The following is a 26,049-nucleotide window of genomic DNA, read 5'->3' as shown; positions in this document are numbered from 1 at the left end:
GATGCGGAGATCGAAAATGTCTGTCTGGACCCTCTACGAAGTGTTCGTGCGCAGCAAGCACGGCCTTAACCACAAGCATGTCGGCAGCGTGCACGCCGCCGATGCCGCCATGGCCATCGAGAACGCCCGCGAGCTGTACACCCGCCGCAGCGAAGGCGTGAGCCTGTGGGTGGTGCCTTCGGCACTGATCACCGCCTCCTCGCCCGACGAGAAAGACCCGCTGTTCGCCCCTTCGGACGACAAGGTCTACCGCCACGCCAGCTTCTACGAACTGCCCGACGAAGTCGGGCACATGTGAGGTTGGCCATGCACAAGCACGATCTGATCCCGTATTTGCTGCTGCTCGGCGACAGCGCCCTGATCCAGGGCCAGCGCCTGTGCGAATGGTGCGGCCACGCGCCGGCCATTGAAGAAGAGCTGGCACTGATGAACGTCGGTCTCGACCTGGTCGGCCAGGCGCGCAACTGGCTGGAATATGCCGCCGAGCTGCTGGATGACGGCCGCGACGCCGATGCCCTGGCGTTCCGCCGCGACGAGCGCGCCTACCGCAACCTGCTGCTGGTCGAGCAGCCCAATGGCGACTTCGCCGTGACCATGACCAAGCAGTTCCTCTACGACGCCTGGCACTACGCCGTGCTGCAAGGCCTGGTCGAGTCGCGTGACGAGCGCATCGCCGGGGTTGCCGCCAAGGCCTTGAAGGAGGTCACCTATCACCTGCGCCGTTCCAGCGAATGGGTGCAGCGCCTGGGTGGCGGCACCGAAGAAAGCCGCCGGCGCATGCTCGAAGCGATTCCGGCCCTGTGGCGCTTCACGGTAGAACTGACCGCGGGCAGCGACAACGAAGTACAACTGGCCCAGGCCGGTATTGCGGCTGACCCGGCTGCGGTCGGCGCGGCCTGGTTGAGACAGGTGAGCACGACCTTCGAATCAGTCGAGCTGCCGCTGCCCAAGGCCGCCAGCCACTTCTACCTGAGCGGCCGCCAGGGCCTGCACACCGAGCACCTGGGCCTGCTGCTGGCCGAGATGCAGTTCCTGCCAAGGGCCTACCCCGATGCAACCTGGTGAGCTGATTGCCGGCGACCGCGGCGCCCGTGCGCCACGCGGCGACGACCTGGCGCGGGCCTGGGAGGTACTGGGCCAGGTGATGGACCCGGAAGTGCCCGTGGTCAGCGTGGTCGACCTGGGGATTGTGCGCGACCTCGACTGGCGTGCTGGCCACTTGCACCTTGTGGTCACGCCGACCTACTCCGGCTGCCCGGCCACCGAGGTGATCGAGGGCGATATCCGCCTGGCGCTGGAACAGGCCGGGTTCGCCGCGCCAGACCTGGAGCGCAGGCTGACCCCGGCCTGGAGCACCGACTGGATCAGCGAACTGGGCCGCGAACGCCTGCGCGCCTATGGCATCGCCCCGCCCCAAGGCAGCGCCAGCAAGCGCAGCCTGCTCGGCGAGGCCCCCGAGGTGTGCTGCCCGCAATGCGGCAGCCACCACACCGAATTGCTCAGCCAGTTCGGCTCCACGGCCTGCAAGGCGCTGTACCGCTGCCGCGAGTGCCTGGAGCCGTTCGACTATTTCAAATGCATTTGAGCCGTGGAGACCACCATGAGCCAGTTTCACAGCCTGACCATCAAGCAAGTGCGTAACGAAACCCGTGATGCGGTGTCGATCGCCTTCGACGTACCGGCGCACCTGCAGGAGGCCTTCCGCTTCACCCAGGGCCAGTACCTGGTGATGCGCACCCAGCTCGACAATGAAGAAGTCCGCCGCTCCTACTCCATCTGCAGCGCCGTGCAGGACGGCGAGCTGCGGGTGGCCGTCAAGCGCGTGCCTGGCGGGCGCTTTTCGGCCTTCGCCAACGAAGTGCTCAAGGCCGGCCAGCAGCTGGAAGTGATGCCGCCCTCGGGCAGCTTCTTCGTGCCGCTGGACCCGGCGCGCCAGGGCAATTACCTGGGCGTGGCCGCCGGCAGTGGCATCACGCCGATCCTGTCGATCATCGCCACCACCCTGGCCAGCGAACCGCACAGCCGCTTCACCCTGCTGTACGGCAACCGCTCCAGTTCCGGGGCGCTGTTCCGCGACAAGCTCGAAGACCTGAAGAACCGTTACCTCGACCGCCTCAACCTGATTTTCGTGTTCAGCCGCGAGCAACAGGATGTCGACCTGTACAACGGCCGCATCGACGCCGACAAGTGCGGCCAGCTGTTCTCGCGCTGGATGGACGTTTCCAGCCTCGATGCCGCCTTCATCTGCGGCCCGCAGGCGATGACCGAGACCGTGCGCGACAGCCTGCAGGCCAACGGCATGGCCAAGGAGCGTATCCATTTCGAACTGTTCGCCGCCGCCGGCAACGAGGCCCGCCGCGAAGCCCGCGAGGCCGCACGCCAGGTGGATTCGGCACTCAGCCATATCACCGTGATCAGCGACGGCCGGGCGCTGAGCTTCGACCTGCCGCGCAATACCCAGAACGTGCTGGATGCCGGCAACGCCATCGGCGCCGAACTGCCCTACTCGTGCAAGGCCGGCGTGTGCTCGACCTGCAAGTGCCGGGTGATCGAGGGCGAAGTGGAGATGGACAGCAACCATGCCCTGGAGGACTACGAAGTGGCGGCCGGCTATGTGCTGTCGTGCCAGACCTACCCGGTGAGCGACAAGGTGGTGCTCGACTTCGACCAGCTCTGATTGTGGGAGCAACTGTCTTGCTCAATTTTTAAAGCTCGCTCGATCCCTGTGGGAGCGGCCTTGCGTCGCGAAAGGGCTGCGCAGCAGCCCCGGCAATCTGTGCTCAGGGCCAAGATCCTGGGGCCGCGCTGCGGCCCTTTCGCGACGCAAGGCCGCTCCCACAAAAGGCAGATCCCACAAAGGCCACCCCAGCAGTAAGCAGCACCGCATTGCAACACCCGCGTGACCTCAAGAAAACAATTACAAAACAAAAGAGATCGCTTGCCATGACCCCGGAACACATCGAAAGCATCAGCAACCACCCCGACTTCCAGCACCTGGTGCGGCGCAAACGCCGCCTCAACGGCAGCCTGACCCTGGCCATGCTGGTGATCTACTACGGCTTCGTCCTGCTGGTGGCGTTCTCCCCCAGCACCCTCGGCCAGTCCCTGAGCGGCGGCGTGACCACCGTCGGCATGCTGGTCGGCGTGCTGATGGTGCTGCTGTCCTTCGCCCTCACCGGCATTTACGTGCACCGCGCCAACAACGTGCTTGACCCGCTCAACGACAAGCTCAAGCAGGAGTGCGCGCAATGAACTGGACTGCCATTTCGATGTTCATGGTGTTCGTCTGCTTCACCTTGCTGGTGACCCGCTGGGCAGCCCTGCGCACCCGTTCGGCCAGTGACTTCTACACCGCCGGGGGCGGCCTGAGCGGCATGCAGAACGGCCTGGCGATTGCCGGGGACATGATCAGCGCGGCGTCGTTCCTCGGCATTTCCGCGATGATGTTCATGAACGGCTACGACGGCCTGCTGTATGCCCTGGGCGTGCTGGCCGGCTGGCCGATCATTCTGTTCCTGATCGCCGAGCGCCTGCGCAACCTGGGCAAGTACACCTTCGCCGATGTGGTTTCCTACCGCCTGGCGCAGACCCCGGTACGCCTGAGCTCGGCCTTCGGCACCCTGGTGGTGGCACTGATGTACCTGGTGGCGCAGATGGTCGGCGCCGGCAAGCTGATCGAGCTGCTGTTCGGCATCAGCTACCTGTATGCGGTGATGCTGGTCGGCGTGCTGATGGTCGCCTACGTCACCTTCGGCGGCATGCTCGCCACCACCTGGGTACAGATCATCAAGGCGGTGATGCTGCTGTCCGGTACCACCTTCATGGCCTTCATGGTGCTCAAGCACTTTGGCTTCAGCACCGAAGCGATGTTCGCCAGCGCCGTGGCGGTGCATGCCAAGGGCCAGGCGATCATGGCCCCGGGCGGCCTGCTGTCGAACCCGGTGGATGCGATTTCGCTGGGCCTGGGCATGATGTTCGGCACTGCCGGCCTGCCGCATATCCTGATGCGCTTCTTCACCGTCAGCGACGCCAAGGAAGCACGCAAGAGCGTGTTCTACGCCACCGGCTTCATCGGCTACTTCTACCTGCTGCTGATCGTCATCGGCTTCGGCGCCATCGTCATGGTCGGTACCGAGCCTGCGTATCGCGACGCGGCAGGCGCGATCATCGGTGGCGGCAACATGGTCGCCGTGCACCTGGCCCAGGCCGTGGGCGGCAACCTGTTCCTCGGCTTCATCTCGGCCGTGGCCTTCGCCACCATCCTGGCGGTGGTGGCTGGCCTGGCGCTGTCCGGTGCTTCTGCGGTGTCCCATGACCTGTATGCCTGCGTGGTACGCAAGGGCCAGGCCACCGAGCAGGAAGAAATGCGCGTGTCGCGGATCGCCACCTTGGTGATCGGCCTGCTCGCGGTGGTGCTGGGCCTGGTGTTCGAGTCGCAGAACATCGCCTTCCTGTCCGGCCTGGTGCTGGCGGTGGCGGCCTCGGTCAACTTCCCGGTGCTGCTGCTTTCGATGTTCTGGAAGGGGCTGACCACCCGTGGCGCGGTGTGCGGCAGCATGGCCGGGCTGGTGTCGGCGGTGCTGCTGGTTGTGCTCGGCCCGGCGGTGTGGGTCAACGTGCTGCACAACGAAACGGCGCTGTTCCCGTACAGCAACCCGGCGCTGTTCTCGATGAGCCTGGCATTCCTCAGCGCCTGGGCGTTCTCGGTCACTGACAGCTCGGAGCGGGCCAAGGAAGAACGCGGCCGCTACCTGGCGCAGTTCATCCGCTCCATGACCGGTATCGGCGCCGCCGGCGCCAGCAAGCACTGATCTTTGACTCTGTCGGGTATAACAACAATGAACCGCACGCACCTGAAATCGGCCGCCTGGTTGGCCACCCTCGCCCTGCCGCTCCCGGCCCTGGCGGACTTCATCGACGACAGCCACGCACGGCTGGAACTGCGCAATCACTACATCAACCGCGACTTCCGCCAGAGTAACGCGCCCCAGGCCAAGGCCGAGGAATGGGCCCAGGGCTTTACCGCGAAAGTGGAATCGGGCTTCACCGACGGCATGGTCGGTTTCGGCCTCGATGCCATGGGCCAGCTGGGCGTCAAGCTCGACTCCAGCCCTGACCGGCGCAACACCGGCCTGCTGCCATTCGGCCCAAACAGCCATGAGCCGGTCGATGACTACAGCGAGCTGGGCCTGACCGGCAAAGTGCGCGTCTCCAAGAGCACCCTGCGCCTGGGCACGCTGCAGCCGATCCTGCCGGTGGTGGTGTACAACGACACCCGCCTGCTGGCCTCGACCTTCCAGGGCGGCCAGCTGACCAGCCAGGACATCGACGGCCTGACCGTCAACGCCGGGCGCCTGAGCAAGGTCAATCTGCGCGATTCATCCGGCCGCGACGACATGGGCTATGGCGCCGCCACCAGCGACCACCTCGACTTCGGTGGCGGCAGCTACGCGCTCACCCCGCAGACCAGCGTCAGCTATTACTACGCCAAACTTGAAGACATCTACCGCCAGCAGTTCGTCGGCCTGATCGACACCCGCCCGCTGGGCGAAGGCCTGAGCCTGCGCAGCGACCTGCGCTACTTCGACAGCCGCAACGACGGCGCCGAGCGCGCCGGCAACATCGACAACCGCAACTTCAACGCCATGTTCACCCTCGGCGTGCGGGCCCACAAGTTCACCGCCACCTGGCAGCAGATGTCCGGTGACAGTGCGTTCCCGTTCGTCAACGGCGGCGACCCGTTCACCGTCAACCTGGTCACCTACAACACCTTCACCCGCGCCGGGCTGGACTCGTGGCAGCTGCGCTACGACTACGACTTCGTCGCCATGGGCATCCCCGGCCTGAGCTTCATGACCCGCTACACCGACGGCCGCCATGCCGAAACCGCCACGGTCAGCAACGGCCGTGAGCGCGAACGCGACACCGACCTCACCTATGTCATCCAGAGCGGCCCGTTCAAGGACGTCAGCCTGCGCTGGCGCAACGTCACCTTCCGTTCCGGCAATGGCCTGACCAATGCCGTGGACGAAAACCGCCTGATCATCGGCTACACCCTGGCGCTGTGGTAACAGCGCCCACAAGAGGAAAACAGCATGTCTGACGCCCCAACCCTGCAGAGCTTCATTGCTGGCCGCTGGATCGGCCAGCACGGCGCCCAGGCCCTGCGCAGCGCCCTGGACGGCCACGTCCTGGCCTACAGCCACGAAGAACGCCCGGATTTCGCCGAAGCCGTGGACTTTGCCCGCGCGCGTGGCCTGGCCGAGCTGATGGCCATGGACTTCCAGCAACGCGCCCAGCGCCTCAAGGCCCTGGCCTTGTACCTGGCCGAGCGCAAGGAACAGCTCTACGCCCTGTCGCACCACAGCGGCGCCACCCGCGCCGACAGCTGGATCGACATCGAGGGCGGCAACGCCACGCTGTTCAGCTATGCCGGCATCGGCAGCCGTGAACTGCCGTCGGGCAACCTGGTACACGAAGGGCCGGCGATCCCGCTGGGCAAGCAGGGCCACTTCGCCGGTAGCCACATCCTGGTGCCGCGCGCCGGCGTGGCCGTGCACATCAACGCCTTCAACTTCCCGATCTGGGGCATGCTGGAGAAATTCGCGCCGACCTTCCTGGCCGGCATGCCGTGCATCGTCAAGCCCGCGACCTCGACCAGCTACCTGACCGAAGCCGTGGTGCGCCTGATGAACGATTCCGGCCTGCTGCCGGCAGGCAGCCTGCAACTGGTGATCGGCAGCACCGGCGACCTGCTCGACCGCCTGCAGGGCCAGGACGTGGTGACCTTCACCGGCTCCGCCGACACTGCCGCGAAGCTGCGCGTCACGCCCAACCTGATCCGTAACTCGGTACCGTTCACCGCCGAGGCCGACTCGCTCAACTGCGCCATCCTCGGCCCGGATGTCAGCCCGGACAGCGAAGAGTTCGAGCTGTACATCAAGGAAGTGGCGCGGGAAATGACCACCAAGGCCGGGCAGAAGTGCACCGCCATTCGCCGCGCCATCGTCCCGGCCAGGCACATCGACGCGGTGGCTACCCGACTGCGCGAGCGCCTGAGCAAGGTCGTGGTCGGTGACCCTTCAGTGGAAGGCGTGCGCATGGGTGCGCTGGCCTCCCATGACCAGCAGCGCGACGTCGGCGAGCGCGTGCGCAGCCTGCTGCAGAGCTGTGACCAGCTGTTCGGTACCAGCGATGGCTTTGCCCCGCGTGGTGAAGGCGTCGCCGAGGGCGCGTTTTTCGCCCCGACCCTGTTGCTGGCCCGCGACCCGCATGCCGAAGGCGGTGCCCACGATATCGAGGCGTTCGGCCCGGTCAGCACGCTGATGGCCTATGGCGATCTGGATGAGGCCCTGGCCCTGGCCGCCCGCGGCAAAGGCAGCCTGGTGGCGACCCTGGTCACCGCCGACCGCGCCGTGGCCGCCAAAGCCATCCCTGCGGCGGCTGCCTGGCACGGGCGCCTGCTGGTGCTCGACAGTGAAGCCGCCAAGGAATCCACCGGCCACGGCTCGCCGCTGCCGCAGCTCAAGCACGGCGGCCCGGGCCGCGCCGGGGGTGGCGAAGAGTTGGGTGGCCTGCGCGCAGTCAAGCACTACCTGCAACGTGCCGCGGTACAGGGCTCGCCGAGCATGCTGACCGCTGTCACCGGTGAATACGTGCGTGGCGCCGAAGTGATCGAGACCGAAGTGCACCCGTTCCGCCGTTACTTCGACGACCTGCGCATCGGTGAATCGCTGCTGACCCACCGTCGCACCGTGACCGAAGCCGACCTGGTCAACTTCGGTTGCCTGTCGGGTGACCACTTCTACATGCACTTCGACGAGATCGCGGCCAAGGAATCGCAGTTCGGCAAGCGCATCGCCCATGGCTACTTCGTGCTCTCCGCTGCGGCCGGGCTGTTCGTCTCACCGGGTGCTGGGCCGGTGCTGGCCAACTACGGGCTGGACACCCTGCGCTTCATCAACCCGGTGGGGATCGGTGACACCATCCAGGCGAGGCTGACCTGCAAGCGCAAGATCGACCAGGGCAAGACCAGCCCGCTGGGGCAGCCGCAAGGCGTTGTCGCGTGGGATGTGGAGGTGACCAACCAGCTGGGTGAGCTGGTGGCTAGCTATGACATTCTGACCCTGGTGCTGAAGAAGTAACAACGGGTTGGCTGTGCCGGCCTCTTCGCGGCTAAAGCCGCTCCCACAGGGATCGCGCTCACCCGGTGGGAGCGGCTTTAGCCGCGAAGAGGCCGGCACAGGCGCCACATAGAGGCACATAGCCACCTCGTACATCCGCCCTAATGCCCTGTCCGCTCCTCGGCGCTATAGTCCGGCCATCCGCCACACCCCACGCCAAGGAAGCCTCCACCATGAAACCCGCCAAGCTCCTGCTGAGCGCTGCCGTCCTGTTCACCGTCGCCGGCTGCCAGACCATCAAACCTTCCGACCAGACCCTCAAGGAACGCGCCGAATTCGCGCTCAACACCCCGGTTACCAAGGTCGCCAACGTGCGCAACGACAGCACCCTCACCTACTACACCGTCACCACCGCCAAGGGCGAATACAACTGCCAGATGCCCAGCGGCGCCATCGTCGCGGTCGGCAGCATGGGCCTGTATGAGCCCACCCCGTCCTGCCTGAAGGAAGGCCAGGCGATCATCCTGCAGTGATGCTGCCGCTGCCCCCGGCGCCGCGCTCCAGCTCCGGCGCCGCCGGCACCTCGCGCAAGGCCCGCAGGGCTGCGCGCAATTCCGCCGGGCGCACCGGCTTGGACAAGATTGCGATATTGCGCCCCTGCACAATCGCCTGGATCTTCTCCAGGTCATGCCCGGTCATGATCAAGGCCGGCACTTCCCTGCCCCGCTGCGCCCGCAAGCTGTCGATGCAATCGACCCCGGTGGCCTCCTGGCCCAGGTCGTAGTCGGCGACGATCACGTCACACTGGCTGACCAATCCCATGGGTGAACCATGCGCTTCAACTTCGCAGCCCCAACGCTGCAGCAGCGCCGAGGTCGCACGCAACACGTTGTGATCATCCTCCACCAGGCACACCTTCAGCCCGCCAAGCATGGCACCCTGCAACAGGTGCTGTTCGCTACGTTGTGGCAATGGCTGTGCGGCCAGCCGCGGCAAGCCCTGCAGGCTGACGGCCGTACCGTGGCCTACGCGAGAACGCAGCTGCACCTGCAACCCCATCAGACGCCCCAGGCGCTTGACGATCGAAAGGCCCAGGCCAACCCCTTCGACGTCCTTGTCACGCACCTGGCGCACCCGGTAGAACTCTTCGAAGACCAAACCCTGATGCACCTCATCGATCCCGCGCCCCTGGTCATAGACCACGATGGCCAGCGCCTGGCCCTGACGCCGCACGCCGATCAGCAGCGGCCGCTGGGCGGCGTACTTGAAGCTGTTGGACAGCACGTTCTGCACCATGGTGGCGAGCATGCCGCGGTCGGCGTGGGTCCAGTACGCGCAAGGGCGCAAGTGCATCTCGACGCCCGCCCAGCGCGCCGCCTCGGCGTTCTGGCGCAGCAGTTCGGCAAGAAACTCATGCAACGCAAAGGCCTCGTACTTCGGTTGCACCCGGCCATTGTCCAGCGTGTACAGGTCGAGGATCGAGCGGAACAACTGCGACACGTTGAGCAGCGAGCGGTCGATGCTGTCCACCAGGCGCCGCTCCTGCTCCGCCAGTGGCGCTTCGCGCAGGCAGGCAGTGAACAGGCCGATGGAGTGGATCGGTTGGCGCAGGTCGTGGCTGGCCTGGGCCAGGAAGCGCGATTTCTCCCGGGTGGCGGCCATTGCCAGCTCAGAGGCCTTGCGCGTGCGCTCCAGCAGCATATGGGCGTAGAGCGGGATGACCGTACTGGTGGTGAGCAGCATCAGCACCATGAACGGGTTGGCCTGCCAGTAAGGGTTGAGCTGGTACACCGCCACCAGGGCGGTCAGCGCCAGCACCGTGGCGATGGCCAGGTAACGGGTGCCGAAGCGCATGCCGTTGCCCAGGTTGACCCAGACCATCACCGCATACAGCGGCAGCGCCGCTTCGCCGCCAAGCACCAGGCCGAAGCAGGTGCCGGTGTAGTCGTGCACGATGCCCAGTACCCGCCGCCACGGGTAATGCCCCGGCCAGCGGGCGATGGCCTGGCGCAGGCCGATCGACAGCACGATGAAGCTGATGATGTAGTAGATCACCGGCAGGTAGCTGTCGATCGATTCACCCGGCAGGAAACCCAGTACGGTGATGTAGACCAGCGCGCAACTGGCGACGATGACGCGCAGGTTGGCCTGGTCGAGTTCGTTGTTCTTGTTGTAGTCCATGGTCGACGTCCTTGTGCACGGGGTCGCATAAACGCCCGCTTGGCGCAGCGCTTGCCGTTGTCGGGTGCTAACTTAGCATGGTCGGAAGAACCGCCGTTCACAGGGAGTGCCAGGACGTGACGTGCCGCATCATCGTGGCGGACGACCATCCATTGTTCAGGGAAGCGATGGTCCGCACCGTGCAAAGGGTATTGCCGCAGGCGCAGCTCGAAGAGGCTGGCGACCTGCAGCAGGTGTTGGCGCTGGCCCGCCAGGGCGAAGCACCGGACACACTGATTCTCGACCTGCGCTTCCCGGGGCTCGATTGCCTCGAGCGGCTGGCCGAACTGCGTCAGCTGTTACGCCGTACCACCCTGATTATCGTGTCGATGGTCGATGACCCGGCGCTGATCGAACATGTCATGGCCAGTGGCGTGGACGGCTTCATCGGCAAAAGCGTCGCGCCAGACGAGCTCGGCGCAGCGATCCTGGCCATCCGCGACGGCGAGGTGCTGGTTAGGTACAGCCCTTCGGGGTTGTTGCCGAGCCTGGGCAGCGCCAGCGAACTGGAACAGCTCACCCACCGTCAGCACGAGGTACTGCGGCTGATCGCCCAGGGCAAGACCAACAAGGAAATCGCCCGCGCCCTGGACATCTCGCCATTCACCGTGCGCATTCACGTGTCATCGTTGCTCAAGGCGCTCAATGTCACATCGCGCACGGCGGCGGCGGTGAAATACAGCGGTACCTGACGCTTCAGCTGGTCACGCTGGAATCACTGACCGCCTGGCTGGGCTTGCTGCCGGAAAGCCGCCAACTCACGGCGGTTATCCCATAGCGTTCAGCCATCGGCCGGCTGACTTTCTTGATCTTCTCTCGCCCGAATTTCGGGATGATGCCGATCCCTGCATCACAACTCGCCCAGTGCCAGGCCTCGGCGTTATCGATTTTCTCGAGCCGGATAATGAAGCTGCGCGGCTCGCCGTGCAGCAGGTAATCGATAATGTACAGCTGGGGACTCGGCATCACGCGGCCCTCCTCTTCTCCATGGATGACTATTTCATTGAGTGATGCCGTTCGGGAAAGATTCAAAAAGATTGTCGAACCATTCACTGAGAGCGGCCCGCCAGCGGCGCCGGCGGGCCTCGCGAACGCCGCTGGCGCTATTGCTGATGCGGGCGGCCGCCGCCGTGGCTGTTCTGCCCGCCCTTGCGGCCAGCCTCCGATGCCCGTTGCCGATCGTTGGCGAAGTTGCCGCCAGATGCCTGGCCACCTTTGTGGCCGGCACGGGAGGCCCGTTCGCGGTCATTGGCGAAGTTGCCTGGGTTGGTTTCCTTGGTGCCGCCACGTTGTCCGGTCCGTTGTTGATCACCAGCCATGTCGTTTCTCCTTGCGATGCGGATAGGTTGGGCGCATGAAACGGTGCCATGCCTTAGTTCCGAACCGGCGATGGGTGGGACTGCTCAATCGAATTACGTGTGGCTGACCGGTGGCGCGAAAGGTTCTTGGCACGGCTGTTTGTGCAGCAGGTATTGGCCAGGCAATTTTTCTCGATGGCAACGGTCACACCCTCAAGCGGCCCCACTTTGCAATACCTCGCGGCAGAGCCGACGAGCGGCCTATAATGCCCGCTCATCTGCCCGGCGATGCTTCAACGGGCCACCTTTGAGGTCTGCACAAGGCATCTCCATGACTGAGCAACCGGCATCGCCGCAAAACCCCGCGCTAAGCCCCAGCCACCTGGATTTTCCGGTGGTCGGCATCGGTGCCTCGGCGGGCGGGCTGGAGGCCATCCGCACCTTCTTCCAGCAGATGCCCAGTGACTGCGGCATGGCCTTCGTGGTGGTGCTGCACCTGTCGCCCGACCACCAGAGCGTGGCCGACCGGATCATCCAGGAAGCCACGCCGATGCCGGTGCGCCAGGTCACCGAGCCAGTGCCGATCGAACGCAACCATGTCTATGTGATCTCCCCGGCCAACCGCCTCTCCACCAACGATGGCTACCTGCGTGTCACCCCGGCCAACCGCCGGCGCGGTGACCATGTGGCCATCGACCTGTTCTTCCGTGACCTGGCCGACGTGCACAAGGACCACGCCTTCTGCGTGGTGCTGTCGGGCACTGGTGCCGATGGCGCGGTCGGCCTGTCGCGAATCAAGGAACAAGGCGGCGTGACCCTGGTGCAGACCCCGGATGACGCCCAGTACGACAGCATGCCGCGCGCCGCCATCGAAACCGGCATGGTCGACCTGGTGCTGCCGGCTGCCGAGATGCCGCAGAAGTTGACGGAACTGTGGCGCACGGCGCGCCAGGTGAAATTGCCGGAGATCGAAGACGATACCCTGCCGCCACCCCTGGGCACCCGGGCCGGCGATGCCCAGGCCGCAGAGCCCTTGCTTGAAGAGATATTGCTGCAGCTGCGCACTGCCACCGGCCACGACTTCCAGCATTACAAGCGCGCCACCGTGCTGCGGCGGATCGAACGCCGCCTGCACGTGACCGGGCAGACCGACCTGGGCGGCTACCTGCGCTACCTGGAGCAACACGCCAGCGAAGCCACGGCCTTGCTGGGCGACATGCTGATCGGCGTGACCAACTTCTTCCGCGACCGCGAGGCGTTCGAATCGCTGGAGCGCCATGTACTGCCGCAACTGGTCAGCGAAGGTGAGGACAATCGCGAGATCCGCGTCTGGTCTGCCGGTTGCTCCACCGGCGAAGAGGCCTACAGCCTGGCCATGCTGGTGTGTGAGCAGCTGGCCCTGGAACAGCGTGCCAGCAAGGTCCAGGTGTTCGCCACCGACCTCGACGAACGCGCCATCGGCATCGCCCGCACGGGCGCCTATCCCGAGGCGATCGTCACCGACGTGCCGCCCACCCGGCTGCGCCAGTTCTTCGTCAAGGAAGACCAGCATTACCGGGTGCGCAAGGAGGTCCGGGAGAAGGTGCTGTTCGCCCGCCACAACCTGCTGTCCGACCCGCCGTTCTCGCAGATCGACCTGATCGTCTGCCGCAACCTGCTGATCTACCTCGACCGCGAAGTCCAGCACGACATCCTGCAGATGTTCCACTATGCCCTGCGCAGCGGCGGCTACCTGTTCCTCGGCACGTCCGAGTCGGCCGATGTGGCCGGTGAGCTGTTCGTCCCGGTGGACAAGCGCAACCGCATCTTCCGCGCCCGGGAGGTCAGCTCGGCCGGGCGCAGCTCAGGCCGGCAGCTGCCCGGTGCGAACCTGGCTAATATCGTCCAGGACCTGCAGGACAAGGCCAAGCCCGGGCGCAAGCCGTCCTATGCCGAGATCCACCATCGGGCCCTGGCCCGGCGCACGCCGCCGAGCCTGATCATCGATGGCGACGGCAATATCCTGCACATGAGCGACGGTGTCGGGCGCTACCTGCAGCTGGCCGCCGGCGAGCCGAGCCGCAACCTGCTCAACCTGGTGCTGCCGAGCCTGCGCCTGGCCTTGCGCAGCACGCTGTTCCAGGCCCGCCAGGGCACCGAGGCGGTCACCTCGCGGCCGGTCGACCTTGGCGACGGTGAACACCGGCAGCAGGTGGAGATCACCGTGCAGCCCTTCAAGGACGACCTCAGCCCCGGCGAGTGCCTGCTGGTGGTGTTCGAAGAGCGTGCACCCGACCCGTCCTTGCCACTGCCGGGCGTCATCCGACAGACCGACAGCATGGTCCTGAACAACCTGGAGCGCGAACTGCAGCGTACTCGCCTGCAATTGCAGGAAACCATCGAGCAGTCGGAAATTTCCAGCGAAGAGCTGACCGCCTCCAACGAAGAAATGCAGGCCATCAACGAAGAGCTGCGCTCGGCCAGCGAAGAGCTGGAAACCAGCAAGGAAGAGCTGCAGTCGATCAACGAGGAGCTGCTCACCGTCAACTACGAGCTCAAGAACAAAGTCGAGGAGACCGACAAGGTCAACGACTACCTGAGCAACCTGATCGCCTCGACCGACATCGCCACGGTGTTCGTCGACCGCAACCTGCACATTCGCTGGTTCACCCCGCGCGCCACCGACCTGTTCAACATGCTGCCGGTGGATACCGGCCGTTCGCTGCTGGACATCACCCACCGTCTCGATTACCCGGCCCTGGCCGATGACGCCCGCGCCGTGGCCAAGGGCGAAACCACCATCGAGCGCGAGATCGGCGCCCAGGACAACCACTGGTACCTGGCGCGCCTGCTGCCCTATCGCTCCAGCGAGCAGAAGATCGACGGCACCGTGCTGACGTTCATCGACATCAGCAAGAACCACGCCGCCGAAGAACGTGTGCGCCTGGGTGAAGAGCGCCTGAGCAAGCAACTGGCCGAATCGCAGAGCTCCAGCCACATGAAGGACGAGTTCTTCGCGGTGATGTCCCACGAACTGAAACACCCGCTCAACCTGATTCAGCTCAATGCCGAAATCCTCCGCCGGCTGCCCACGATCAAGAGCATCGGCGCTGCCAGCAAGGCCGTTGGCACCATCTGCGAAGCCGTTTCCAGCCAGGCCCGGATCATCGATGACTTGCTCGACGTAGCGCGCATTCGTACCGGCAAGCTCAAACTCAAGACCGAACCGGTGGACCTCAGCGCCATCGTCCGGGGCATCCATGCCGTGGTATTGAGCGAGCAGCACCCTTGCCCGATGCGCCTGGAGATGCCTGCCGATGACCTGCCTCTGCTGATTGATGGCGACGTGACGCGGCTGGAGCAGATCATCTGGAACCTGCTGAACAACGCGCTGAAGTTCAGCCCGCCAGGCACTGACATTCGCCTCGTGCTGAGCCACGACGACACCCAGGCACGCCTGCAGGTGATCGACCAGGGCGTGGGCCTGAACAAAGACGACCTGGAGCATATCTTCGACCTGTTCAGCCAGGCCACGCCGCAACTGCCCAGCCATGGCCGCGAAGGGCTGGGTATTGGCCTGTCACTGGTTCGCCAGCTCGCCGAAGCGCATGGCGGCAGTGTCGAGGCCAGCTCGGCGGGGCTGGGCAAGGGCTGCACCTTTACCGTCCGCCTGCCGTTGTGCGACCCCGGCTTGCCGCTGCGCGCCGACGCCCCCGAAGCGTTCAGCGAGGGGCGGCTGCAAGGCACCGTGATATTGCTGGTCGACGACTCGCCCGACGTGCTGGAGGTGATGCAGGAGTTGCTGGAGATGGAAAGCGCTGAAGTCGCTGCCTACAGCGACCCGCTGAAAGCCCTGGAAGCGGCGGCCAGCGGCCACTATGACGTCATCATCTCGGACATCGGCATGCCGCGCATGGACGGTCACGCGCTGATCAAGGCCCTGCGCGGCCATGCTCATCTGCGCCATACGCCGGCGATCGCCCTCACCGGCTACGGTGCCAGCGCCGACCAGTACAAGTCACGGCAGTCCGGCTTCGATCGTCACCTGAACAAGCCCGTGGGCTATGACGAACTGGTCGAGGCCATCGAGGCGCTTAGCGGATCGGTGCCCTACTAAGCCGCCACAAGGGTTCGGCGCTCAGGCATGCACGCTCCACTGATTGACCTCCGGTTCGATCGGCATTTCGTCGATGGCGTGGATCATCCCGCTGTCCAGCGCCTCCTTGGGCCCCAGTATCCGCGGGTAGGCCATCAGGTAGCGCGGCACATCCAGCACTTCGCTGCTGCCTTCAGTGCGCTCGGCGACGATCTGCGCATAAAGGCGCAAGTCGTAATCCAGGCTCATGGCATATTCGGCCATGCGCGCATGGTCCACCGAGCCATGCAGCGTCCAGTGGAACGGGTGGAACAGGAACTTGCTGTAGCTGCACGCCGTGCGGTGCTCACCTGCCAGGAACAGGATATTGCCCATGGACTCGACAGTGCCGAGGTTATGGGTGTGCAGCCTGATCGGCAGGGCCCGCAGGAAGTTGTACAGGGTGAAGCCATAGCTGCACTCGCCGCCCATGGTCGCAATGTTCAACTGCAGCACGTCGGCGCCCTGCTGCAGGGCGCGCGAGCAGGTGTTGATCAGGTTGCCGCAGGTGGATGAGTTGATCGGCCCGGTAAAGTGAATGATATGTCTGGCCATGCTTGCCTCCGGTTGTGGCAGGTCATTCCTTGGTTTTCTGCCCATCGTCGCCGCGCCCGGCCATCTGCTGGTACTGCTTGCGCAAGGCATGCAGCTCGGCCGGGTCCATGTCCTCGAGGTCGAGCAAGGCCTTGTGCGCCTTGCGGGTGGTGCGCAGCAATTCGTCAATCTTGATATGCAGTTCGTCGTTGTCGCGGTTCTGGGTGTTCTGGATCAGGAACACCATCAGGAAGGTGATGATGGTGGTCGAGGTGTTGATCACCAGTTGCCAGGTGTCGTTGAAATCGAACAGCGGCCCGGTGATGCCCCAGACCAGAATCAACAGGAAGGCGACACCGAACGCCAGCGGTCGCCCGGTCCAGTTCGCCAGCCACTGACAGAAACGATCGAATTTCATCCCGACGGTCTCCTGCGCTGCATATCCGCTATGCGGTGGAATCGCTGGCGCCGGCAAAGTTCAACTCGGGGTGGCAGCGCTGCCTTCGATCAATTGGGCTGAACCCTCACAACCCTGCTCCGGTCGCACGTTGAGTGATGTTCAAAGGATCAGGCCATGAGGACAGCTGCGTGAACAAGACCTTGCCCGCGCCGCGCCGCATCATCGACAAGGTGACCGCAGTGCACCACCTGAGCGTGCTGACGATCAACGTGCACAAGGGCTTCACCTTGTTCAACCGGCGCTTCATCCTCCCCGAACTGCGCGAAGCCGTGCGCGCCACCCATGCGGATCTGGTGTTTCTCCAGGAAGTCCACGGCAGTCATCAACAGCACGCCGTGCGCCACCCGGCGTGGCCAGAGACGCCACAATACGAGTTTCTCGCCGACAGCATGTGGCCGCAGTTCGCCTATGGCCGCAACGCGGTGTATCCCCATGGCGACCACGGTAACGCGCTGCTGTCGAAGTTCCCCATCGTGCAGCACGAGAACCTCGACGTTTCGGTCCACGGCAACGAACAGCGCGGTCTGCTGCATTGCCGCCTGGAAGTGCCGGGCCATGAGCAGGTGCACGCGATCTGCGTACACCTGGGGCTGCGCGAGGCGCACCGGCAAAGCCAGGTCCAACTGCTGCTGAAGCTGCTCGACAGCCTGCCGGCCAAGGCACCGGTGATCATCGCCGGCGACTTCAATGACTGGCGGATGAAAGCCGATGCCGTGTTGTCCCAGCGCCTGATCGAGGCCTTTGGCGAACATTTTGGCAGCCCGGCGCGCAGTTTCCCGGCGCGCTTGCCGTTGCTGCGCCTGGACCGCATCTACCTGCGCAATGCCATGCCGACCAAGGCGCAGGTGCTGTCCATGTATCCCTGGTCGCATCTGTCCGACCATGCCCCACTGGCTGCGGAGATCAACCTGTGAACAGACCCTGGGTGGACGGCAACCGTGTCGAACTGTTGATCAATGGCGAGCAGTATTACCCCCGGGTGTTCGAGGCCATGGCCCTGGCGCAGGAAGAGATCCTGCTGGAAACCTTCATCATCTTCGACGACAAGGTCGGCCAGCAATTGCAAAGGGTGCTGATCGATGCCGCCCGGCGCGGCGTACGGGTGGAGGTCGCGGTGGACGGCTACGGCACCGCCGACCTGCCCGATGGCTTCGTGGCGGCACTGACCGATGCCGGGGTCAGCTTCCATGCCTTCGACCCGCAACCCCGGCTGGCCGGCATGCGCACCAACCTGTTCCGGCGCCTGCACCGCAAGATCGTGGTGATCGATGGCGAACGGGCCTTTATCGGCGGGATCAACTACAGCGCCGACCACCTGGGTGACTTTGGCCCCATGGCCAAGCAGGACTATGCCGTGGAGGTGACCGGGCCGGTGGTGGCGCAGGTGCATGCCGCCAGCCGCAGGCTGATGGCCCCGGTGCTCGAGCCGCCCAGCGAAATACGGCCCATGACCGCACCGACAGGCGCCAGCACGGCGGTGCTGGTGGAGCGAGACAACCGCCTGCGCCGCACCGATATCGAAGCCCATTACCTGCAGGCCCTGCGCATGGCACGCCAGCGGGTGGTGGTGGCCAATGCCTATTTCTTCCCTGGCTACCGGCTGCTGCGTGAGCTGCGCAACGCCGCGCGCCGTGGCGTCGAGGTCACACTGATTCTCCAGGGCCAGCCGGACATGCGCTGGGTGCGCGCGCTGTCGCGCCTGCTCTACAACTACCTGCTGCGTGATGGCGTGCGCATCCACGAATACTGCCAGCGACCGCTGCACGGCAAGGTGGCGCTGGTCGATGACGCGTGGGCCACGGTCGGTTCCAGCAACCTCGACCCGCTGAGCCTGTCGTTCAACCTGGAAGCCAACCTGTTCATCCGTGACCCGGCATTCAATCAGCGACTGTTCGAACACCTGCAGCAACTGGCCGTCGAACAGTGCAAACCGGTGACCCTGGAACGGATGGTGCGCGGCTACTGGTGGCGAGCACCGCTGATCTTCGTGTGTTTCCACGTTATCCGGCATTTCCCACGGATCGCCGGCTGGTTTCCAGCCCACCGCCAGCGCCTGCGCTCGCTCCAGCCGGAGGTCGAGGCCCAGGGCGACCTGCATGAGGGCAACACCTGATGGCGCAGAAAGCCTGGCAAATCTGGGGCAAGCGGCTGTTCACCGTGGCGTTCCTGATCCTGATCCCGGTCTTGCTCTATGTGCTGGCCCGCAACCTGGACTGGAACGAGGTACGCCAGTCGCTGCTGGCCTACAAGCCGGGCACGCTGGCCATCGGCCTGGTATTGGCACTGTGCAGCTACCTGATCTTCGCCTGCTACGACCTGCTGGCCCGCGCTTATACCGGGCACCGCCTGCCGGCCCGGCAGGTGCTGCCGGTGGCATTCGTGTGCTACGCGTTCAACCTCAACTTCACCACCTGGGTGGGTGGCGTTGCCTTGCGCTACCGCCTGTACAGTCGCCTGGGCCTGGACACACCGACCATCACCCGCATCCTCACCCTGGGCCTGCTGACCAACTGGATGGGCTACATGCTGCTGGCCGGCAGCGTGTTCGCCCTGGGCCTGGTCAGGTTGCCGGCGAACTGGGCGGTCGGGGCCAGCGGCCTGCGGTTGATCGGTGTGTTGCTGCTGGCCATCGCCATCGGCTACCTGCTGGCCTGTGGCCTGGCGAAAAAGCGCACCTGGCGCTGGCGCGAGCACGAAGTCACCCTGCCCTCGCTGCGCCTGGCCCTGTGCCAGGTGGCGTTGGGTGCAAGCAACTGGGCCATGATGGCCTTGCTGATCTTCTGGCTGCTGCCTGGCGAGGCGTTCTACCCGTCGATCCTCGGTATCCTGCTGATCAGCTGTGTCGCGGGGGTGGTCGCCCATATTCCTGCCGGCCTTGGGGTGCTCGAAATGGTGTTCCTCGCCCTGCTCCACGGGCAGATCGGCCAGGGCACGCTGGTGGCGGCGCTGCTGGGTTACCGGACGTTGTATTACCTGATCCCGCTGGTGGTCGCCGTACTCACTTACCTGATCCTGGAAAAGCGCGCCAGAGCCATGCGCCGGCGCGACAAACCGGCCTGATTGGCCGCGCCGGCTGCAAACGTAACTAAGGCATCTGGCTGACGCATTGATGCCGAGCAACTGTATTACTCATTCTCAGAATGTTGATGCGATCCCTGTGCGACAGCGCAGCCTGCAGGGCTGTGTAATCTCCCACAGGTTCATAGTGCTTTCTCCTCGTCATCCTCGATCACGTCATCGGTCCACGGTTCGCCATCCAGCGGGGCGGAACGGGCAAGTTCAGCTTCGTCCAGGCCAATGCCGCCGCCAATTTCGTCGGCATCCACGTGGCGCAGGGCCTGGTCCGCCGGCCCGCCGCTGCCGGGCTCATGCGGGTCGCGGGCGCCGGTTTCGTCCAGCAGCGTGTCCGGGCTCAGGTCGTCGTAGGTAACGCCGTCTTCATGCAGGCTGTCGCTCAAGGCTTCGCCGCCGGTCATGCCGCTTTCGGCAACGCGGCGGGCCGGGAACTCTTGCGCGACCTCTGCTGCCGGCCGTTCATCACCGGCCCGACCTGGGTGGTCGTCCTGGTCATTGAAGTCCAGTTCATGAACGCTGCCCATGCGGTCTTCGGTGGTGTCGATTTCGCTCGGTGTGTAGGGCTTGGGGTCATCGGGTCGGGTCATTGCCGTTCTCCATCGGTGCGGTACACACGGTCGACTCCGCCAAGCTGCGGATGATTCAGAGTTTTTTTGAACTACCGTGCAGGCGGCCGCCTCCCAATCTACAGACAGCGAATGCCCGGAGGCCGCCATGGCCAAGCCCCTTGCAGAATACGAGCGCAAGCGTGACTTCAACGCCTCGCCCGAGCCCAGCGGGCAGTTCAAGCGGGGCAAGCGCGCCCACGCCTTGCAGTTCTGCATCCAGAAACACGACGCCAGTCACCTGCACTACGACTTTCGCCTGGAACTGGATGGCACGCTGAAAAGCTGGGCCATCCCCAAAGGCCCGTCGCTTGACCCGAAAGTGCGGCGCCTGGCGGTGCATGTCGAAGACCACCCGCTGGACTATGCCGACTTCGAGGGGAATATCCCCGAGGGCCACTATGGTGCAGGTGACGTGATCGTCTGGGACCGGGGTATCTGGGAACCCGAAGGCGATGCCCTCCAGGCCTACGCCAAGGGTAAGTTGCGTTTTCGCCTGCAGGGCGAAAAGCTCAACGGCGTGTGGAACCTGTTCCGCACCCACCTGGCCGGCAAGAAGGAACAATGGATGCTGGTCAAGTCACACGACGGCGAGGCGCGCAGCGAAGCCGAGTACAGCATCGTCGAGGCCCAGCCGGACAGTGTGCTCAGCGACCGGGCCTTGGTGCCCCGGCGCGCCGCCAAAGCCACACGCTCACCTGCCCGTACCAGCCGCAAGAAGGCCAGCAGCGCCGTCAAGGCCGCGTTGCCCGAACACCTGCAACCGCAACTCGCCACCTTGGTCGACTCGCCCCCCGGCGGCGACTGGCGCTACGAAGTGAAGTTCGACGGCTACCGCATCCTGGCCCGCATCGAGGGTGACGATATCCGCCTGTTCACCCGCAACGGCCACGACTGGAGCGCCAAGATGCCCAGGCAGATTGCAGCACTGCGGGCCTTGGATGTGGATTCGGCCTGGCTCGATGGCGAGATGGTGGTCAACGACGAGAGTGGCAAGGCCGATTTCCAGGCCTTGCAGAACGCTTTCGACACCGAACACGACGAACAGATCAGCTACTACCTGTTCGACTTACCGTACTTGGGGGGCCAGGATCTGCGCCAAGTGCCGCTGCAAGAGCGCCGCGAGGCCTTGCGCACGTTGCTCGAGCACGATGAATCAGATGTGCTGCGCTATTCCGAAGATTTCGACGAGCCGGTCGACTCGCTGCTGGACAGCGCCTGCCGCCTGGAACTTGAAGGCCTGATCGGCAAGCGTGCCGACAGCCCCTACGTCGGCCGGCGCAGCGCCGACTGGGTGAAACTCAAGTGCAAGCAGCGCCAGGAGTTCGTCATCGTCGGCTACACCGACCCCAAGGGCAGCCGCACTGGCTTTGGCGCCCTGCTGCTGGCCTTGCACGACAACGACAGCGGCCAACTGCGGTATGCCGGCAAAGTCGGCACCGGTTTCAGCGCTACCACGCTGGATAGCATCCACGCCCGGCTCAAACCCCTGGAGATTGCCAAGCCGGCCCTGCCCAAGCCGCCCACTGGCGCCGAAGCCCGCGGCGTGCACTGGCTCAAACCGCAGTTGCTGGCCGAGGTTGCCTATGCCCAGATGACCCGCGATGGCGTGGTGCGCCACTCGGTATTCCATGGGTTGCGCGACGACAAGCCGGCCACCGCCATCGACCTGGAGCGTGCCATGCCCGGCAAGTCCGCATCCAAACGCAAACCCACCGACCTGCCGGACGACCTCGGCGACCTGCGCCTGACCCATCCCGAGCGGGTAATCGACGCCACCCTCGGTGCCACCAAGCGGCAGGTCGCCGAGTACTACGCCGAGGTCAGCCAGTGGATACTGCCGCAGCTCAAGGACCGCCCCGTGGCCCTGGTGCGGGCACCGGAAGGCCTGGCTGGCGAGCTGTTCTTCCAGAAGAACGCCGGGCAATTGCACATCCCCCATGTGCTCAGTTACGACAAGGCCGAAGCCGGCCAGGCCGCCATGGTCATCAACCGCCCCGATACGCTGCTGGGCGCGGTACAGATGAACATGTTGGAGCTGCACACCTGGAATGCCACCGACAAGGACTTCGACAAGCCTGACCGCTTCGTGCTCGACCTCGACCCCGACCCGGCGCTGCCGTGGAAGGCCATGCTCGAAGCGACGCAGCTGGCCCTCACCCTGCTCGACGAACTGGGCCTGAAGGTGTTCCTCAAGACCAGTGGCGGCAAAGGCATGCATTTGGTCGTGCCCCTCACCCGCCGTGCCGGCTGGGATGAGGTCAAGGATTTCAGTCACGCCATCGTCGATTACCTGGCCCGGCTGTTCCCCGACCGCCTCAGTGCAGTGTCGGGGCCGAAGAACCGTGTCGGCAAGATCTTCATCGATTACCTGCGCAACGGCAAAGGCGCCACCACGGTGTGCGCCTATACCCTGCGCGCCCGCGAAGGCCTGCCGGTGTCGGTGCCGATCTGGCGTGAAGAACTGGCCCAGCTCCAAGGCGCCAACCAGTGGCACATCGGCAACCTGCGGGAACGCCTGGCCGAAGTCGACGACCCGTGGGCCGACATGGCCAAGGTTCGCCAATCGATCACTGCACGCATGCGCAAGCAAATGGGGATGGCATGAGCATCATCCAGGATTTCGACCTCAACAACCTCGACCGGCTGCTGCGCACCTTTGGCGAACGGCCGCAACCGCTGAACCTCGACACCCAGCTGCCGCAACTGGTCCAGGCGCTCAAGGCCGACCACCTGGACCTGTTGCCCTTGCCCGGGCAAGGCAACACCTTGCGCCGCTGGCAAACCCTGGCGCGGGTGGCCGGCTGCGACCTGGCGCTGGCCAAGCTTTACGAAGGCCATACCGACGCACTGGCGATTCTCGCCGAGTGTGGCGCGGCGCATCGGGTGGCCGAGGGCATCTGGGGCGTCTGGGCAGCCGAGCCCCCCGACGCCCGGGCGCGGATTGTCGCGCGCGATGGCGACCAGGTGCACCTAACCGGTCGCAAGGCCTGGTGCTCCGGCGCACTGCAGATCGACCGGGCATTGATTACCGCCTGGGCCGATGACGACCAGCCGCAACTGGTGGCCATCGAGCTGGCCCAGCCGAGCCAGGGCTTGAGCATCGACCGCTGGCAAGCCGTCGGCATGGCAACTACCGCGAGCATCGAGGTGGAGTTCGCCAACACCCCCGGCATCGCCATCGGCCAGCCCGGGCAATACCTGTCGCGCCCCGGCTTCTGGCACGGCGGCGCGGGCATTGCTGCATGCTGGTACGGCGCTGCTGAAGCCTTGGCCGACTACTTGCGGGCGCATTGTCGCAAGCCCCGCCCCGACGCCCATGCCAATGCCCACCTCGGAGCGGTGGACGCCGTCTTGTTCGGCGCCCGCGCGGCGCTGCGTGAATGCGCAGCCTGGATAGACCGACAACCCGATGCCGACGCCAGTTTCGAGGTGCGGCGCACGCGCGCCCAGGTCGAACAGGCGGTCGAGCAGGTGATCCACCACGTGGGCCGGGCGCTGGGCGCTACACCGTTCTGCCGCAACAGCCACTTCGCCAGGCTCAGCGCCGACTTGCCGGTCTTCCTCCGCCAGAGCCATGCAGAGCGCGACCTGGCCGCACTGGGTGAGCAACTGACACAAGTCCCCGCAGGAGCCTGGAAGCTATGAATGCCAACCTGATCCAGTCCAGTGAAGGTACCCCATGGGCCGAGTGGCAGCACGCTGCGCACCTGGCACGTGCAACCTGGATAAGCCCCCGGCAACTGTGCCCGCCCGGGCGCCGCCTGGTGCTGATTGCACCGCACCCGGACGATGAAGTGCTCATGGCCGGCGGGCTGCTGACGCAGTTTCGCGGTCGCGAAGAGGACCTGCTGCTGATTTCCGCCACTGACGGTGAAGGCAGCCATCCAGGCTCGGCATGCTGGACCGAGCATCGCCTGCGTCGGCAGCGCCCGCTGGAAAGCCGTCAAGCCCTGCAGCAGCTCGACCTGGACCTCAACCGCCTGGACTGGCGCCGGCTCAACCTGAAGGACGGCGCCCTGCCCCGCGAGGAAGCCTTCCTGGTCAATCACCTGACCCAGGCGTTACGGCCCGATGATGTACTGATGGCTCCCTGGCGCGGCGATGGCCATTGCGATCACGAGGCTGTGGGCAGGGCGGCAGCCCAGGCCGCCCTGGCGCGCAAGGCGCAATTGATCGAGGTGCCGGTGTGGGCCTGGCACTGGGCGCAACCGGATGACCCGCGCCTGCCCTGGCCCCGCGCCCACCGCATCGAACTCGACGAGGCCACCCTGGCGCGCAAGCGCCAGGCGCTGGCCGCGCATGTCAGCCAGCTGCAGCCGGACGGCCCGCGTCCGCCGGTGCTGCCAGCCAGCTTGCTGGACTGCCTGCTGCAACCTTTCGAACTGGTGTTTCTGTAAACGGAGTCGTCATGAGCCTTGATGCGCAGTATTTCGCCGATCTATACGCCAGCAATGACGACCCGTGGGCCTTTCGCAGCCGCTGGTACGAAAAGCGCATGGATGCTGGAGCGTGGCGCAAGCTGGCTGGCCTGCACCGATGCCGACAGCCGGGCACGGGAAGGATTCGGCGATTACCTGGCGAGTCTTTAGCTGCCAGGCGAGCGCTGTACTTGTGGGAGCCGCGCTTGCCGGCGATGGGCCGCGAAGCGGCCCCAGGATTTCAAGGTTGCTGCATGAATCGCCGGGGCCGCTTCGCGGCCCATCGCCGGCAAGCGCGGCTCCCACAGGGATCTCGCCAGCTCAAGAGGCCTTGCGGGTACGCTTGGCCGGTTTCTTCTCAGGGGCGGCCTTCTTGGTTGATTTGCCCCCCAGGCTGCGTTTGAGCAGCTCGGTAAGGTCGATGATATCGGCGCCTTTCTCGCCAGCCCCACCCTCGGCCTTTTCCACCACGGCGATCTTGCCCTTGCTGGCCTTCTCCTCCACCAGGTCCATGATGGTCTGGCGAAATGCATCGTGGTATTCGTCCGGTGCCCACGACCCGCTCATGTCCTCTACCAGCCGCTTGGCCATGTCCAGTTCACGCTTGTCGGGCTTGCTGTCGGTCACGCTGTTGTCCAGTTCCAGGCTTTCCAGCCCACGCACCTCGTCCGGCCAGCGCAGGGTGATCATCACCAGAGCATCCTCCAGCGGGCGCAACAGCGCCAGGTGCTGCCGGGTATGCAGCACCACCGTGGCCAGCGCCACCTTGCCGGTACTGGCCAACGTTTCGCGCAGCAGCGCATAGACCTTGCCGCCGCGCTTGTCGGGGCTCAGGTAATACGGGGTGTCGAACTGTTGCAGGGGAATCTGGGCAGCTTCGACGAAGGAAAAGATGTCGATCGTCTGCGTGGCTTCAGGGCGGGCCTTGCGGATCTCCTCTTCACTGATCACCACGTAGCGGCCCTTCTCGTACGCCACGCCCTTGACGATGTTGTCCTTGTCGATGTCCTTGCCGGTGACCTTGTTGATCCGCTTGTAGCCCACCGGCTCCATGCTGCGCTTGTCGAGCCAGTCGAAGTCGACCCGCTCACTGCGCACGGCGGTGTTGAGCGACACCGGGATATGGACCAGCCCGAAACTGATCGCGCCTTTCCAGATAGCCCTGGCCATTGGCAGCACCTCCCCGGCCCGGGAATGGG

The 26,049-nt window shown here is 65.1% G+C and carries 23 protein-coding genes and 2 pseudogenes; 18 read left to right on the top strand and 7 right to left on the bottom strand.

The features are described 5' to 3' along the window. Positions 1-16: 16 nt before the first annotated feature. The 9 genes and pseudogenes from paaB to N430_RS12675 all read left to right on the top strand — a co-directional run bounded on the left by paaB (position 17) and on the right by N430_RS12675 (position 8,656). On the top strand, positions 17-298 hold the full coding sequence (gene paaB, locus N430_RS12715) for a 1,2-phenylacetyl-CoA epoxidase subunit PaaB (protein WP_004374528.1): 282 nt from the start codon (positions 17-19) through the stop codon (positions 296-298). 8 nt (positions 299-306) lie between these two features. Further along, positions 307-1,065 carry a 1,2-phenylacetyl-CoA epoxidase subunit PaaC gene (gene paaC / locus N430_RS12710; protein WP_110637634.1) on the top strand — a complete coding sequence of 253 codons (759 nt, stop codon included), beginning with the start codon at positions 307-309 and terminating at the stop codon, positions 1,063-1,065. After that, positions 1,052-1,585, top strand: coding sequence for a 1,2-phenylacetyl-CoA epoxidase subunit PaaD (gene paaD / locus N430_RS12705; protein ID WP_110637635.1), 534 nt, complete (start codon positions 1,052-1,054; stop codon positions 1,583-1,585). The genes paaC and paaD overlap by 14 nt, the downstream gene beginning before the upstream one ends. Before the next feature lie 15 nt (positions 1,586-1,600). Then, positions 1,601-2,677 (top strand): 1,2-phenylacetyl-CoA epoxidase subunit PaaE, encoded by a 1,077-nt coding sequence (gene paaE / locus N430_RS12700; RefSeq protein WP_110637636.1) that lies wholly within the window; start codon positions 1,601-1,603, stop codon positions 2,675-2,677. Between the two features lie 266 nt (positions 2,678-2,943). After that, on the top strand, positions 2,944-3,252 hold the full coding sequence (locus N430_RS12695) for a DUF485 domain-containing protein (RefSeq protein WP_110637637.1): 309 nt from the start codon (positions 2,944-2,946) through the stop codon (positions 3,250-3,252). Next, a pseudogene (locus N430_RS12690) lies at positions 3,243-4,811 on the top strand (cation acetate symporter); the annotation flags it as partial. The gene N430_RS12695 and the pseudogene N430_RS12690, both read left to right, overlap by 10 nt. A 27-nt stretch (positions 4,812-4,838) precedes the next feature. Then, positions 4,839-6,071, top strand: coding sequence for an OprD family porin (locus N430_RS12685; protein ID WP_110637639.1), 1,233 nt, complete (start codon positions 4,839-4,841; stop codon positions 6,069-6,071). Positions 6,072-6,095: 24 nt separating this feature from the next. Next, positions 6,096-8,144, top strand: a complete 2,049-nt coding sequence (gene paaZ / locus N430_RS12680) for a phenylacetic acid degradation bifunctional protein PaaZ (RefSeq protein WP_110637640.1) — start codon at positions 6,096-6,098, stop codon at positions 8,142-8,144. 212 nt (positions 8,145-8,356) lie between these two features. Beyond that, on the top strand, positions 8,357-8,656 hold the full coding sequence (locus tag N430_RS12675; RefSeq protein ID WP_110637641.1) for a hypothetical protein: 300 nt from the start codon (positions 8,357-8,359) through the stop codon (positions 8,654-8,656). Here N430_RS12675 and N430_RS12670 read toward each other — a convergent pair. After that, positions 8,643-10,304 carry a hybrid sensor histidine kinase/response regulator gene (locus tag N430_RS12670; RefSeq protein WP_110637642.1) on the bottom strand — a complete coding sequence of 554 codons (1,662 nt, stop codon included), beginning with the start codon at positions 10,302-10,304 and terminating at the stop codon, positions 8,643-8,645. The two genes, N430_RS12675 and N430_RS12670, sit on opposite strands and share 14 nt — an antisense overlap. A 116-nt stretch (positions 10,305-10,420) precedes the next feature. On the opposite strand from N430_RS12670, the gene N430_RS12665 reads away from it, so the two are divergent. Next, positions 10,421-11,035, top strand: a complete 615-nt coding sequence (locus N430_RS12665; protein ID WP_110637643.1) for a response regulator transcription factor — start codon at positions 10,421-10,423, stop codon at positions 11,033-11,035. A gap of 4 nt (positions 11,036-11,039) precedes the next feature. Here the strand turns inward: N430_RS12665 and N430_RS12660 are convergent, their stop codons facing one another. Then, the gene (locus N430_RS12660; protein WP_110637644.1) at positions 11,040-11,309 is read right to left on the bottom strand and encodes a DUF6555 family protein; all 270 of its coding nucleotides are present in this window, start codon (positions 11,307-11,309) and stop codon (positions 11,040-11,042) included. A 137-nt stretch (positions 11,310-11,446) separates the two neighbouring features. Then, entirely contained in the window at positions 11,447-11,662 is a 216-nt protein-coding gene (locus tag N430_RS12655) for a general stress protein (protein ID WP_103447403.1), read from the bottom strand. 310 nt (positions 11,663-11,972) lie between these two features. Here N430_RS12655 and N430_RS12650 point away from each other — a divergent pair, with 310 nt between their 5' ends. Next, complete coding sequence (locus N430_RS12650) at positions 11,973-15,737, top strand: CheR family methyltransferase (RefSeq protein WP_110637645.1); 3,765 nt, start codon at positions 11,973-11,975, stop codon at positions 15,735-15,737. Positions 15,738-15,758: 21 nt separating this feature from the next. On the opposite strand, the gene N430_RS12645 is transcribed toward N430_RS12650, so the two are convergent. Together N430_RS12645 and N430_RS12640 are read right to left on the bottom strand one after the other, a co-directional pair. Further along, positions 15,759-16,310, bottom strand: coding sequence for an ATP-dependent Clp protease proteolytic subunit (locus tag N430_RS12645; protein WP_110637646.1), 552 nt, complete (start codon positions 16,308-16,310; stop codon positions 15,759-15,761). A 22-nt stretch (positions 16,311-16,332) separates the two neighbouring features. After that, complete coding sequence (locus N430_RS12640; RefSeq protein WP_110637647.1) at positions 16,333-16,707, bottom strand: low affinity iron permease family protein; 375 nt, start codon at positions 16,705-16,707, stop codon at positions 16,333-16,335. A gap of 170 nt (positions 16,708-16,877) precedes the next feature. On the opposite strand from N430_RS12640, the gene N430_RS12635 reads away from it, so the two are divergent. From N430_RS12635 to N430_RS12625, 3 genes are read left to right on the top strand one after another with little or no spacing between them, the layout of a single operon-like run. Then, positions 16,878-17,663: an endonuclease/exonuclease/phosphatase family protein gene (locus N430_RS12635; RefSeq protein ID WP_110637648.1), complete on the top strand. Its 786-nt coding sequence runs from the start codon at positions 16,878-16,880 to the stop codon at positions 17,661-17,663. After that, positions 17,660-18,862 carry a cardiolipin synthase ClsB gene (clsB, locus tag N430_RS12630; protein ID WP_110637649.1) on the top strand — a complete coding sequence of 401 codons (1,203 nt, stop codon included), beginning with the start codon at positions 17,660-17,662 and terminating at the stop codon, positions 18,860-18,862. Before N430_RS12635 ends, clsB begins: the two co-directional genes overlap by 4 nt. Beyond that, positions 18,862-19,809: a lysylphosphatidylglycerol synthase domain-containing protein gene (locus N430_RS12625; protein ID WP_110637650.1), complete on the top strand. Its 948-nt coding sequence runs from the start codon at positions 18,862-18,864 to the stop codon at positions 19,807-19,809. The genes clsB and N430_RS12625 overlap by 1 nt, the downstream gene beginning before the upstream one ends. A 140-nt stretch (positions 19,810-19,949) precedes the next feature. Here N430_RS12625 and N430_RS12620 read toward each other — a convergent pair whose 3' ends face one another. Continuing rightward, positions 19,950-20,411 (bottom strand): phosphotransferase system, HPr-related protein, encoded by a 462-nt coding sequence (locus N430_RS12620; RefSeq protein WP_110637651.1) that lies wholly within the window; start codon positions 20,409-20,411, stop codon positions 19,950-19,952. Positions 20,412-20,538: 127 nt separating this feature from the next. On the opposite strand from N430_RS12620, the gene ligD reads away from it, so the two are divergent. The 4 genes and pseudogenes from ligD to N430_RS12600 form a co-directional block, all read left to right on the top strand. Continuing rightward, on the top strand, positions 20,539-23,037 hold the full coding sequence (gene ligD, locus N430_RS12615) for a DNA ligase D (RefSeq protein ID WP_110637652.1): 2,499 nt from the start codon (positions 20,539-20,541) through the stop codon (positions 23,035-23,037). Then, entirely contained in the window at positions 23,034-24,077 is a 1,044-nt protein-coding gene (locus N430_RS12610; RefSeq protein WP_110637653.1) for an acyl-CoA dehydrogenase, read from the top strand. Before ligD ends, N430_RS12610 begins: the two co-directional genes overlap by 4 nt. Further along, positions 24,074-24,829: a PIG-L deacetylase family protein gene (locus N430_RS12605; RefSeq protein ID WP_110637654.1), complete on the top strand. Its 756-nt coding sequence runs from the start codon at positions 24,074-24,076 to the stop codon at positions 24,827-24,829. The genes N430_RS12610 and N430_RS12605 overlap by 4 nt, the downstream gene beginning before the upstream one ends. A gap of 11 nt (positions 24,830-24,840) precedes the next feature. Further along, positions 24,841-24,927, top strand: a pseudogene (locus tag N430_RS12600) (SAM-dependent methyltransferase); the annotation flags it as partial. A gap of 244 nt (positions 24,928-25,171) precedes the next feature. Here N430_RS12600 and N430_RS12595 read toward each other — a convergent pair. Further along, positions 25,172-26,020: a Ku protein gene (locus tag N430_RS12595; RefSeq protein WP_110637655.1), complete on the bottom strand. Its 849-nt coding sequence runs from the start codon at positions 26,018-26,020 to the stop codon at positions 25,172-25,174. Positions 26,021-26,049: the final 29 nt, after the last annotated feature.

The organism is Pseudomonas sp. CC120222-01a (assembly GCF_003097235.1).
Taxonomy (GTDB): Bacteria; Pseudomonadota; Gammaproteobacteria; order Pseudomonadales; family Pseudomonadaceae; genus Aquipseudomonas.
This window is presented reverse-complemented; position numbering and strand designations above follow the sequence as displayed.

What these genes read in the sequence shown, in the direction of transcription:
- N430_RS12685 (WP_110637639.1), top strand. Translation starts at nt 4,839, where the DNA reads ATGAACCGCACGCACCTGAAATCGGCCGCCTGGTTGGCCACCCTCGCC.
- N430_RS12640 (WP_110637647.1), bottom strand. Translation starts at nt 16,707, where the DNA reads ATGAAATTCGATCGTTTCTGTCAGTGGCTGGCGAACTGGACCGGGCGA.
- N430_RS12620 (WP_110637651.1), bottom strand. Translation starts at nt 20,411, where the DNA reads ATGACCCGACCCGATGACCCCAAGCCCTACACACCGAGCGAAATCGAC.
- paaE (WP_110637636.1), top strand. Translation starts at nt 1,601, where the DNA reads ATGAGCCAGTTTCACAGCCTGACCATCAAGCAAGTGCGTAACGAAACC.
- ligD (WP_110637652.1), top strand. Translation starts at nt 20,539, where the DNA reads ATGGCCAAGCCCCTTGCAGAATACGAGCGCAAGCGTGACTTCAACGCC.
- N430_RS12645 (WP_110637646.1), bottom strand. Translation starts at nt 16,310, where the DNA reads ATGGCCAGACATATCATTCACTTTACCGGGCCGATCAACTCATCCACC.
- N430_RS12650 (WP_110637645.1), top strand. Translation starts at nt 11,973, where the DNA reads ATGACTGAGCAACCGGCATCGCCGCAAAACCCCGCGCTAAGCCCCAGC.
- paaB (WP_004374528.1), top strand. Translation starts at nt 17, where the DNA reads ATGTCTGTCTGGACCCTCTACGAAGTGTTCGTGCGCAGCAAGCACGGC.
- paaD (WP_110637635.1), top strand. Translation starts at nt 1,052, where the DNA reads ATGCAACCTGGTGAGCTGATTGCCGGCGACCGCGGCGCCCGTGCGCCA.
- N430_RS12595 (WP_110637655.1), bottom strand. Translation starts at nt 26,020, where the DNA reads ATGGCCAGGGCTATCTGGAAAGGCGCGATCAGTTTCGGGCTGGTCCAT.
- N430_RS12655 (WP_103447403.1), bottom strand. Translation starts at nt 11,662, where the DNA reads ATGGCTGGTGATCAACAACGGACCGGACAACGTGGCGGCACCAAGGAA.
- N430_RS12670 (WP_110637642.1), bottom strand. Translation starts at nt 10,304, where the DNA reads ATGGACTACAACAAGAACAACGAACTCGACCAGGCCAACCTGCGCGTC.
- N430_RS12605 (WP_110637654.1), top strand. Translation starts at nt 24,074, where the DNA reads ATGAATGCCAACCTGATCCAGTCCAGTGAAGGTACCCCATGGGCCGAG.
- paaC (WP_110637634.1), top strand. Translation starts at nt 307, where the DNA reads ATGCACAAGCACGATCTGATCCCGTATTTGCTGCTGCTCGGCGACAGC.
- N430_RS12695 (WP_110637637.1), top strand. Translation starts at nt 2,944, where the DNA reads ATGACCCCGGAACACATCGAAAGCATCAGCAACCACCCCGACTTCCAG.
- N430_RS12660 (WP_110637644.1), bottom strand. Translation starts at nt 11,309, where the DNA reads ATGCCGAGTCCCCAGCTGTACATTATCGATTACCTGCTGCACGGCGAG.
- N430_RS12675 (WP_110637641.1), top strand. Translation starts at nt 8,357, where the DNA reads ATGAAACCCGCCAAGCTCCTGCTGAGCGCTGCCGTCCTGTTCACCGTC.
- N430_RS12625 (WP_110637650.1), top strand. Translation starts at nt 18,862, where the DNA reads ATGGCGCAGAAAGCCTGGCAAATCTGGGGCAAGCGGCTGTTCACCGTG.
- paaZ (WP_110637640.1), top strand. Translation starts at nt 6,096, where the DNA reads ATGTCTGACGCCCCAACCCTGCAGAGCTTCATTGCTGGCCGCTGGATC.
- N430_RS12610 (WP_110637653.1), top strand. Translation starts at nt 23,034, where the DNA reads ATGAGCATCATCCAGGATTTCGACCTCAACAACCTCGACCGGCTGCTG.